The 11,578-nt window shown below is 39.6% G+C and carries 9 protein-coding genes; all 9 read left to right on the top strand.

Annotation, left to right across the window (positions count from 1 at the left end; genetic code table 11):
• The first annotated feature begins 214 nt into the window (after positions 1-214).
• The 9 genes from V7077_RS07420 to V7077_RS07380 all read left to right on the top strand — a co-directional run bounded on the left by V7077_RS07420 (position 215) and on the right by V7077_RS07380 (position 11,497).
• Positions 215-1,882 carry a ribonuclease J gene (locus tag V7077_RS07420; protein ID WP_335499988.1) on the top strand — a complete coding sequence of 556 codons (1,668 nt, stop codon included), beginning with the start codon at positions 215-217 and terminating at the stop codon, positions 1,880-1,882.
• A gap of 169 nt (positions 1,883-2,051) precedes the next feature.
• On the top strand, positions 2,052-2,804 hold the full coding sequence (locus V7077_RS07415) for a ClpP family protease (protein WP_335499986.1): 753 nt from the start codon (positions 2,052-2,054) through the stop codon (positions 2,802-2,804).
• Positions 2,801-3,040 (top strand): YlzJ-like family protein, encoded by a 240-nt coding sequence (locus tag V7077_RS07410; RefSeq protein WP_335499984.1) that lies wholly within the window; start codon positions 2,801-2,803, stop codon positions 3,038-3,040. Before V7077_RS07415 ends, V7077_RS07410 begins: the two co-directional genes overlap by 4 nt.
• A gap of 125 nt (positions 3,041-3,165) precedes the next feature.
• Positions 3,166-5,523, top strand: a complete 2,358-nt coding sequence (locus V7077_RS07405) for a DNA translocase FtsK (RefSeq protein ID WP_335499982.1) — start codon at positions 3,166-3,168, stop codon at positions 5,521-5,523.
• A gap of 348 nt (positions 5,524-5,871) precedes the next feature.
• Complete coding sequence (locus tag V7077_RS07400) at positions 5,872-6,597, top strand: GntR family transcriptional regulator (protein ID WP_335499979.1); 726 nt, start codon at positions 5,872-5,874, stop codon at positions 6,595-6,597.
• Between the two features lie 87 nt (positions 6,598-6,684).
• Positions 6,685-7,761 (top strand): BMP family lipoprotein, encoded by a 1,077-nt coding sequence (locus tag V7077_RS07395; protein WP_335499977.1) that lies wholly within the window; start codon positions 6,685-6,687, stop codon positions 7,759-7,761.
• Positions 7,762-7,961: 200 nt separating this feature from the next.
• Positions 7,962-9,497, top strand: coding sequence for an ABC transporter ATP-binding protein (locus V7077_RS07390; protein ID WP_335499976.1), 1,536 nt, complete (start codon positions 7,962-7,964; stop codon positions 9,495-9,497).
• Complete coding sequence (locus V7077_RS07385; RefSeq protein WP_335499974.1) at positions 9,490-10,536, top strand: ABC transporter permease; 1,047 nt, start codon at positions 9,490-9,492, stop codon at positions 10,534-10,536. The genes V7077_RS07390 and V7077_RS07385 overlap by 8 nt, the downstream gene beginning before the upstream one ends.
• Position 10,537: 1 nt before the next feature.
• Complete coding sequence (locus V7077_RS07380) at positions 10,538-11,497, top strand: ABC transporter permease (RefSeq protein WP_335499972.1); 960 nt, start codon at positions 10,538-10,540, stop codon at positions 11,495-11,497.
• The last annotated feature ends 81 nt before the right edge of the window (positions 11,498-11,578 follow it).

The raw sequence follows: 11,578 nt of genomic DNA, 5'->3' as shown, positions 1-11,578 counted from the left end.
GATTAACACAGCCTTTTTTAAAAAACACCCTTATTCCTATAAAAAAATGATTATTGGTTGTAAAGGTTTTCAGGTATCAAGTATAATAATCATAACTGATCTTGGGTCGGCGATTAAAAGTGAACAGCCATACTTAGCTTTTTGTTCATTCATGGTTGCTTTGCTTGGCTTTAGTTAAGTATCTATTTATTGTCAGCATAGGAGGAAACGGAAATTGGTAAAGAAAAAGAATACATCCATTAAGTTGATTACACTTGGTGGCATTGGAGAAATCGGAAAAAATATGTACCTTGTTGAGGTGGACAAGGACATATTTATTATTGATGCTGGCTTAATGTTCCCCGAGGAAGAAATGCTGGGTATCGATATGGTCATTCCTGATATTACATATGTAAGAGAAAATAAGGAACGGGTGAAGGCCATTTTTTTAACACATGGTCATGAAGACCATATTGGTGCGTTGTCTTATGTACTCTCACATGTTGACGTCCCTGTTTATGGAACCAAACTTACCCTAGCACTAGCAAATGCAAAGCTAAGGGAACAAGAATTTACTGGTACAGCTGATTTTATCGAGGTGGATTCAAACACGACGGTGGAATTAGACACAGTACAGGCAAGTTTTTTTAGAACGAATCATAGTATTCCAGACTCTGTTGGAGTCTGCATTCATACGTCCGAAGGCATTATTGTCTATACTGGTGATTTTAAATTTGACCAGGGAGCAACAAAGCTTTATCAAGCTGAAGTCGGCAAGATGGCTGCCATTGGAGATCAAGGGGTATTGTGTTTGTTATCCGATAGTACAGAGGCAGAAGTCCCTGGATACACCACTTCTGAATCCAAGGTTGAACGAGAAATGTCTAATGCCTTTTATAATGCCCCAGGCCGAATTATTGCCGCTTGCTTTGCATCTGATATCAATCGGATTCAGCATATTTTTAATGCTGCGAGTGAAAATGGCCGTAAAGTTACGGTTGTCGGAAAGAGCCTGGAACAAATTTATCATATTGCACTCGATTTAGGTTATTTAGAAGTTGACGAGGATCTGATTATCCCTGTAAGTGAAATTAAAAACTACCAGGACCGTGAAATTGTCGTATTAATGACAGGCAGCCAAGGTGAACCGATTGAGGCATTACAGAAAATGGCCAAGCAATCACATAAACTTTTAAATATCCAACCAGGTGATACAGTGTTAATTGCCGCTTCACCTCTAAAGGGCAGTGAAGTCTTTTTATTTAAAACGATTGATATGCTTTTTAGAGCGGGTGCTAATGTGATCTCTGGCAAACGGGCCCTTCATGTATCTAGTCATGGCAGCCAAGAAGAATTAAAATTCATGATTAATTTAATGAAACCGAAATTTTTCATTCCTGTCCACGGTGAGTATAAGATGCTTAAAGCACACAGGAAAGTGGCATTGGAATGTGGACTTACCGACCAGCAGATCCTCATACCTGACCGCGGTGATGTAGTCGAATGGAAGGAAGACAGCATTGGTATTACCGGTAAAGTGCCATCAGGTAATGTTTTAATTGATGGGATTGGTGTCGGTGACGTGGGCAATATTGTGTTACGTGATCGAAAGCTTTTATCTCAAGATGGTATTCTGATTGTTGTTGTCACGTTAACAAAGCAGGAAAAGAAGATTGCGGCTGGACCTGAAATTATTTCAAGGGGCTTTGTTTATGTACGTGAGTCAGAAAAGTTAATGGATGATTCTACAAAATTAGTCCGTGATATCGTAGAAAGAAATACAGCAAAAAGTACATTTGAATGGGCAAGCTTAAAACAGGAAATAAGAGATGACTTGAATCGATCTTTATATGAAAAAACTAAGAGAAGACCAATGATATTGCCAATCATAATGGAGATTTAAAGCAGAAACGCCTTTACGCTGCAGCAGGACAATTCTCGAAGTGAATTTAGAAACTATTATTTTTAGAGCAAGGCACTGGTGGATGAACCAGTGCCTTTTTATATTTAGAGCATGAAATTGTTTCTCGGGTAAATACTAAACATATATCATGCTTGAAGGGAGTAGTAGGATGAATAACGAATATCAAAGTAATGATACCGGCAAACAAGAAGGACAAGAGCCTCAAAAAGAGGAAAAGGCTTCTCCATTATTAGAAAAAATACAGCAATTGGGCCAAACAAATGTGCCGCAGCTTTCAGCCGATTCTAGTATTCATTGCTTAACCATAATAGGTCAAATTGAAGGACATCTTGCCTTACCGCCACAAAATAAAACAACCAAATATGAGCATTTACTTCCACAGTTAGTCGCTATCGAACAAAACCCGAAAATTGAGGGGGTCCTGATTATTCTGAATACAGTTGGCGGTGATGTAGAAGCCGGTCTAGCCATTTCAGAGATGATTGCCTCCCTGTCAAAACCAACAGTTTCAATTGTCTTAGGGGGAGGACATTCCATCGGGGTGCCAATTGCTGTTTCATGTGATTATTCATTTATCGCCGAAACTGCTACGATGACCATCCATCCTATTCGCCTGACTGGACTCGTGATTGGAGTTCCTGCAACCTTTGAATATTTAGACAAAATGCAAGAGCGGGTTGTTAATTTTGTGACGGGACATTCGAAAATTAAAGAAGAAACCTTTAAAGATTTAATGTTTGCTAAAGGTAATTTAACGAGAGATATTGGGACAAATGTCATCGGTATTGATGCTGTTAAATACGGATTAATTGATGAAGTAGGCGGTCTAGGACCCGCGATGAAAAAATTAAATGAAATGATTGAACTCCAAAAAGGGGAAAATGAGGGGCTGATTCAATGATCTTATATACGATGATGCCAAGTGAACTGATTTTTCCTGCCGAACAAGTGGAAGAGAGCAAACAAAAATTAATCACTTATCAGGGTGTCTCCATGCTGGTAGAGCAAACAGACTCAGAGCATGTAGAAGTGGTTCGTATTTTAAGCAGTGACCCGCAACATTATTTAAATCAGCAGCTTTGTCCGGGTGCAAAAATTTCTTTTGCTAACCTGGGAGGTTTATCGGCATTGCAATAGTAGATTATGGTATAATTATCAAAGAGAAAAAGAGCAGCCAAATTTGGGCTGCTTTCTTTATACATATAAATGATTTAGACTTTAGTATAGATCAGAACAACATATTTTTCGTACAAGGTGATTAAATGGCCAAAAAAAAGAGAAGACAACCAAAAAAGAGAGACAATCATTTAAAACGGACCGTTCAATTTGAATTATCGGCCCTTGCCATTTTAGCGCTAGCAATTATTTCAATTGCCAAGCTCGGGGCAGTTGGAAAAGCCACCGTTCTATTCTTCCGTTTTTGGATGGGTGAATGGTATATGCTTGGATTGTTAGGGCTAGTTATATTAAGTGTTTATTTAATGTGGAAACGAAGTATTCCTTTTTTCTTTCACATTAAGTTAGTTGGCACCTATTTTATTATTTCGGCAATCCTCCTATTGAGTCATGTAACACTATTCCATTTACTTACCAATAATGGGAAATTTAAAGACCCTAGCGTGATAAGTAACACTTGGGAGTTATTTATGATGGAAGTCAGAGGGGAGACAAGCACCACTGACCTTGGCGGAGGTATACTCGGAGCTGTTTTGTTTGCCCTATTTCACTATCTATTCGCAGAAACAGGAACAAAAATTATTGCATTTATTTTTATATTAATCGGAATAATTTTGTTAACAGGAAAGTCAATTGGTGATTTCATTGGGAAAATTATCATTACTCTTTTCGATTTTTCAAAAGGCCAATGGGAAGCTTTTAAATTGGATATGTCCGATTGGAAGCAGAAACAAACAGAGCGTCGTAATGAGCGCATTGCCGAGAAACAAAAGGAAAAAGAGAATCGCCAAAGACAGCCTGCCCCAGTTCATAACAATGTGCCCCCGGAACAGGAAGAAACCATTATTCCTGAGCCAATTATCTCTAGTTTTGCGGATCGGGCCTATGTAGAAGAACCATCAATCCCTAAACCTGAAAAAGAACCAGCAAAAGGGAAAGAACAAAATAGTAAAACGGAAGAGGTTGACGATGATAATACCCCGCCAATCTCATTTACTGAAGCAGAAGTGGAAAATGTAACATACGAATTACCACCGCTCCGGCTGTTAAAGGCTCCAAGGAAGACGGATCAAAGTGGTGAATATGAATTAATACATGCCAATGCTGCAAAGCTCGAACGGACATTCCAATCCTTCGGAGTAAAAGCGCGCGTTACCCAAGTTCACTTAGGACCTGCTGTAACAAAATACGAAGTACATCCTGATGTGGGAGTGAAAGTGAGTAAAATTGTCAGCTTAAGTGATGACATCGCCTTAGCACTTGCTGCTAAAGGAATCCGGATTGAAGCACCAATTCCAGGCAAATCGGCTATCGGAATTGAGGTTCCAAATTCCGAGGTAGCCATGGTTTCCTTACGGGAAGTACTGGAGGCTACTCAAAATGATAAGCCCGATGCCAAATTATTAATTGGTCTCGGCAGGGATATCACTGGAGAGGCCGTTCTAGCTGAATTAAATAAAATGCCGCACTTACTCGTTGCTGGGGCTACTGGAAGCGGAAAGAGTGTTTGTATCAATGGAATCATCACAAGTGTTCTTATGCGAGCAAAGCCACATGAAGTGAAATTAATGATGATTGACCCGAAAATGGTCGAGTTAAACGTTTATAATGGTATTCCACACCTGCTAGCACCAGTAGTAACCGATGCAAAAAAAGCATCACAAGCCTTGAAGAAAGTAGTAAGTGAAATGGAAAGACGATATGAACTGTTTTCTCATACAGGTACACGTAATATTGAAGGCTATAATGAGCATGTGAGAAGACATAATCTTGAGGAAAATGATAAACAGCCATTGCTGCCTTATATTGTGGTTATAGTTGACGAGTTGGCAGATTTAATGATGGTTGCTTCATCAGATGTTGAAGATTCGATTACTCGGCTAGCGCAAATGGCGCGTGCAGCCGGAATTCATTTAATTATTGCCACTCAGCGCCCATCTGTGGATGTCATAACGGGGGTAATTAAAGCGAATATACCATCACGAATTGCCTTTGCCGTTTCAAGTGCGACCGATTCAAGGACAATCCTCGATATGGGCGGTGCAGAGAAACTGCTGGGGAGAGGGGATATGCTATTCCTGCCTGTAGGAGCATCCAAGCCTGTTCGCGTTCAAGGTGCCTTTCTTTCAGACCAAGAGGTAGAAGATACAGTCGAATTTGTAATTTCGCAGCAAAAAGCACAATATCAGGCCGAAATGATTCCGGATGATATTCCAGAGGTAACAGAAGCAGTCGATGATGAATTATACAACGATGCTGTCGACTTAATTATTGATATGCAGACGGCCTCAGTATCTATGCTGCAGCGGCGGTTCCGGATTGGATATACTAGAGCTGCACGTCTCATCGATGAAATGGAGGCCCGCGGTGTTGTAGGTCCATACGAAGGTAGTAAGCCACGCACCGTTTTACAGGCAAAACCAAATGAAGAGCAGAGTTCATAAACTCTTCTTGAAAAGGAGATTCTCTGCTTTTTAAATAATGTAGTAAAAAAGGGCCATCCGGCTCTTTTTTTTGTAAGTCTATTTTTTATAAAAAGTGATACTATAGTAGTGGGAAGAATGATTAAATATTTGTTTCACTATTGCTATTTTTCTATCTTTTTCGACATAATTCGCGGTTTTCTTCTAATATTTGTAAGCGTTTTTATGAATGTTCACTTATTTCCCCCTTTTTTCGACGAAATTCCATATTCCTATTTATTTATCACAAAAAAAATGTTAATATAAATCCGATTAGTAGGAATGATATCAGATGTCTGATGTCTTAGGAAAAAGGCTGGAGGAAACAGCATGTCTATTAAGTCAGATAACCGGCACTTATATTTACAAGTAATCGATCGGTTGAAGCAGGATATTGAAACTGGGGTATATAAAGAAAAAGAAAAATTGCCTTCAGAATTCGATCTTGCGAAACAACTGGGGGTAAGCAGGGCGACTCTTAGGGAAGCACTTCGTATTCTAGAAGAGGAGAACGTTATCATAAGGCGCCATGGTGTAGGTACCTTTGTGAATGGAAGACCCATGTTTACGTCTGGGATTGAACAACTAAATAGTGTCACTGACATGATCAAACAAGTTGGGATGAAGCCTGGGACTATTTTCTTAAGTTCATCAACTCAAGGTCCTACCGAAGAGGATATTCGTCGTTTTTCATGTTCTGCTAATGAGGAAATTTTCGTGATGGAGAGGGTTAGAACTGCAAATGGAGAACCGGTTGTGTACTGCGTTGACAAGGTTCCGGAAAGCATTTTGCCTGAAACATTTTCCCATGAGGAAGAATCTATTTTTCAGATTTTAGATGAGACGGCAAATCGCAGAATTACATACGCAGTTGCCCAAATAGAGCCTTTAGGTTACCACGAGAAAATTTCGCCCATTTTAGAATGTGATCCAGAAACTGCTTTGTTAGTGTTAAAGCAAATGCATTTCGATGAAACGGATGAACCTGTCCTATTTTCGGTAAACTATTTTAAGGCGGATAAATTTAGTTTTCATGTATTAAGAAAAAGAACATAATTTTTTTGTTAATATGTGTAAACGCTAAACAAATGTAGTGCAAACATTTCTACTAAATCAAACAACATTCTTAGGGGGTATAGTACTTTGAAAATGCGTAAAATTGGAATGGCGCTTTCTCTAGTTCTTGCTGCTGGAACACTTTTAGGTGCTTGTGGAAAAAGCAATGATACAAGCAAAGGTGGGTCAACAGATAAATCAAAATCATTCTCTGTAGCAATGGTTACTGACGTTGGCGGTGTAGATGACAAATCATTTAACCAATCAGCTTGGGTAGGTCTTCAGAAATTTGGTAAAGACAATGGCATGTCAAAAGGAAAAGGCGGATACGATTATGTTCAATCAAAATCTGACGCTGACTACGCTACTAACTTAAATACACTTGCTCGTCAAAATTTTGACTTAGTATTTGGAATTGGCTACTTAATGCAAGGTGCAGTTGAAGAAATTGCGAAGCAACAAAAAGATAAGCAATTCGCAATTGTTGACTCTGAAGTAAAACAACCTAACGTTGCAAGTATCCTATTTAAAGAACAAGAAGCATCATTCCTAGCGGGAGTTGCAGCTGCAATGACAACCAAATCCAACAAGATTGGATTTATTGGCGGTATTGAAGGTGCAGTTATCGAACGTTTTGAGTCCGGATTTGTAGCTGGTGTCAAAGCGGCGAAACCAGAAGCTACTGTTGACATTCAATATGCTGGTGCATTTGATAAAGCTGAACTTGGTCAATCAATCGCATCAAAAATGTACTCTTCCGGCGCAGATGTAATTTTCCACGCTGCTGGTGGAACAGGTGTTGGTCTATTTAAAGAAGCTAATGACCTTAAGAAAAAAGATCCATCTCGTGAAATTTGGGCAATCGGGGTTGACAGTGATCAAGCCAACATGGGTCCAGATGTTGTTTTAACTTCCGCTCTTAAACGAGTAGACAATGCTGTTATCGACGTTTCTACAAAAACAAAAGATGGTAATTTCCCTGGCGGAAAAGTTGCCTTATACGGTCTTGCTGAAGACGGTGTTGGTCTATCACCAATCAATAGCAAAGCACCAAATAAAGCCGCTATTGAAACTGCTGTTAAAGATTGGACGGACAAAATTAAATCAGGTACTGTAAAGGTTCCTGGTACTCGTGCAGAATTAAAAACATTTAGCGCAAAATAATAAAAAAGGGAATAAGCGGGTTTAGCCGCCTGCTTATTCCTTCTTAATGAAATCCTAACTGAAGTGTAGAAGCATATTCTACCTTTCATTTAAGGTTTTAGTGGGGAGATAATCCCTGTTTTTTTAAAAATCTGAAAGGTCTGACCTCTTACTACTATTGGTCAAAATTTCCTTTTATCTTATCGCAGGGAGTGAGAAAGATGGATTTTGTAATTGAAATGCTCAACATTCGTAAAGAATTTGGCGGTTTCGTTGCGAATGATAACATTACCCTTCAGTTGAAGAAGGGCGAAATTCATGCATTACTTGGTGAAAATGGTGCAGGTAAATCCACCTTAATGAACGTACTTTTTGGGCTATACCAACCGGAACAAGGCGAAATTCGGGTCAAAGGAAAACCTGTGAAAATCACCAACCCTAACATTGCAAATGATTTAGGAATCGGCATGGTGCACCAGCACTTTATGCTTGTCGATACTTTTACGGTAACAGAAAATATTATACTTGGCAGAGAAATCACAACTGGCGGGAAAATTGATCTTAAAAAGGCAGAAAAAGAGGTCCGTGAAATTTCTGAACGATATGGTCTTGCAGTTGATCCTCAAGCAAAGATTTCGGATATTTCCGTGGGAATGCAGCAAAGGGTCGAAATTCTAAAAACATTATATCGCGGAGCGGAGATTGTCATTTTTGATGAACCATCTGCTGTACTTACACCTCAGGAAATTAAAGAACTAATGCAAATTATGAAAACGCTTATAAAAGAGGGTAAATCTATTATTCTCATTACCCACAAATTAAAAGAGATTATGGAAGTAGCTGACCGCTGTACGGTCATCCGTAAAGGTAAAGGTATTGGTACCGTTAATGTTAGTGAAACAAATCCTAATGAACTGGCGAGCTTAATGGTTGGTCGTGAAGTGGTCTTTAAAACAGAAAAGACTGAGGCAAAACCACAACAAGACGTTCTCTCTGTTCAAGATCTAGTCGTAAAAGATCCACGCGGAATTAATATTGTCAATGGCCTAAATCTAAGCGTAAAAGCTGGTGAAATTGTCGGTATCGCCGGGATTGATGGTAATGGGCAAACCGAATTAATTGAAGCCATTACCGGATTAAGGAAGGCAGAAAGCGGCAGCATTAAATTAAATGGAAAAGAACTAATCAACCAAACACCACGCAAGATTACAGAATCAGGTGTTGGCCATATCCCGCAGGACCGTCATAAACATGGACTTGTTTTAAACTTTCCAATTGGCGAGAACATGGTGTTGCAAACGTATAATAAAAAGCCTTTCTCAAAAGGTGGAGTCCTGAATTTTAAAGAGATCTATAAAAAAGCGCGGACCTTAATTAGTGAGTTTGATGTTCGGACACCAACTGAATATACGTTAGCTCGTGCATTATCCGGCGGTAACCAGCAAAAGGCGATTATTGGCCGCGAGGTCGATCGAAATCCAGACCTGTTAATTGCTGCACAGCCTACACGTGGTTTGGATGTCGGGGCAATTGAATTTATTCATAAACGCTTGATTGAACAGCGAGATCATGGTAAAGCCGTCTTGCTCGTTTCATTTGAATTAGATGAAATTCTAAACGTGAGTGACCGAATTGCTGTTATCTATGAAGGGAAAATCGTTGCCATCGTCAATCCTAAAGAAACATCGGAGCAGGAGCTTGGCTTGTTGATGGCTGGGTCAAATAGAAAGGAAGCAGGTGAACACTCCCATGCTTAAACGCTTTAATAGTATTTTAACACCGATTATTTCTGTTTTATTAGGTATTATTGTTGGTACCATTATCATGGTTATCAGCGGTTATGATCCTGTGGCAGCTTTCTCGGCCCTCTGGAATGGGGCTTTTGGTGAGTCTTATTATATAGGGGAATCGATAAGACAAATCACACCTTACATTCTTGCCGGTTTAGCTGTAGCATTTGCTTTCCGTGTAGGCCTGTTTAATATCGGGGTAGAAGGACAATTCCTCGTCGGCTGGCTTGCAGCAGTATGGGTGGGAGTAGCGTTTGACCTTCCCAAAGTTATTCATCTGCCACTAGCTATTATTGCGGCAATGGCAGCAGGGGCTTTATGGGCATTCATCCCTGGCTTTTTAAAAGCTCGTTTCCGCGTTCATGAAGTAATCGTTACAATTATGATGAACTATATTGCCTTACATGTTTCCAATTACATTATTAAAAATATCATCACAGATAATAAAGATAAAACCGATATGATTAAGGAATCTGCATCATTAAGATCGGAATGGTTACAAAGTATTACGGATTATTCGCGACTCCATTGGGGTATTGTTCTTGCCATTATCGGTTGTATTGTTATGTGGTTCTTACTTGAAAGAACAACAAGAGGATTTGAATTACGTGCTGTTGGATTTAACCAGCATGCCGCTCATTACGCAGGCATGAGTGTAAATAAAAATATAATTCTCTCTATGGTTATTGCTGGTGCCTTTGCTGGATTGGCAGGAGCAATGGAAGGTTTAGGTACGTTTGGCTATGCAACTGTAAAAGGCGGTTTCACTGGTGTTGGATTTGATGGGATTGCGGTGGCCTTACTTGGTGCCAATACTTCATTAGGGGTATTTTTCGCGGCATTATTATTCGGGTCTTTAAAAGTAGGGGCATTGAACATGCCGCTCGAAGCTGGTGTTCCAAATGAACTGGTTGATATTATTATTGCCTTGATTGTTTTCTTTGTTGCTTCAAGTTATATAATAAGGGTGTTTATTGATCGATTCAGTAAAAAGGAGGTGAAGTAAGTTGAGCTTAATGGAAATCTTAATCATCGTCGTTCCATCCACATTGTTATGGGCAGCTCCACTTGTCTTCACTGCATTAGGCGGTATTTTTTCAGAGCGTTCAGGTGTTGTAAACATTGGTCTTGAGGGTTTAATGGTAGTGGGAGCATTCACCGCAATTGTGTTCAACCTTACGTTTGTAGATACGTTTGGTAATCTAACCCCTTGGCTTGCAATTATTGTTGCCATGGTTGCAGGAGCGATTTTTTCACTGTTACATGCGGTTGCAGCCATTACTTTCCGTGCTGACCACACCGTTTCCGGCGTGGCGATTAACTTATTGGCAACAGGTTTAACTTTGTTCCTTGTCAAGCTTATCTATGATAAGGGTGAAACAGATATTATCAACAAAGGTTTTAACAAAATTGATATTCCGGTTTTAAAAGATATCCCGGTTATTGGGGAAATATTCTTCCAAAACACTTATTGGACCTCATTTCTTGCTATTATTGTAGCGATTATCGTTTGGTATATTGTGTATAAAACACCATTTGGTCTTCGTCTTCGTTCTGTAGGGGAACATCCTATGGCTGCAGATACAATGGGGATTAACGTGACAAAAATGCGTTACTTGGGTGTAATCATTTCTGGAGCGTTAGGTGGAATCGGCGGGGGAGTTTACGCTCAATCGATTACCTCTAACTTCAGCCACTCTACAATCAGTGGGCAAGGCTTTATGGCAATAGCAGCGATGATTTTTGGTAAATGGCATCCACTTGGTGCAATGGGTGCGGCGATTTTCTTTGGTTTCGCTCAAAGTATCAGTATCATCGGATCAAGTTTACCGTTCTTAAAAGAAATTCCGAATGTCTACTTGTTAATTGCTCCATATGTATTAACAGTCCTTGCTTTAACTGGATTTATCGGCCGGGCCGATGCTCCAAAGGCAAGTGGTACTCATTATATTAAAGGCAGTCGGTAAAGGGAAGAGCTCTCAACAATTGAGAGCTCTTTTTTTATGGTTGTGTTAAAAGATTATTGTTGATTTTTAGCATGTTGATTG

It is taken from the genome of Neobacillus vireti (genome assembly GCF_036962465.1).
Classification (GTDB): domain Bacteria; phylum Bacillota; class Bacilli; order Bacillales; family Cytobacillaceae; genus Neobacillus; species Neobacillus vireti_B.
This window is presented reverse-complemented; position numbering and strand designations above follow the sequence as displayed.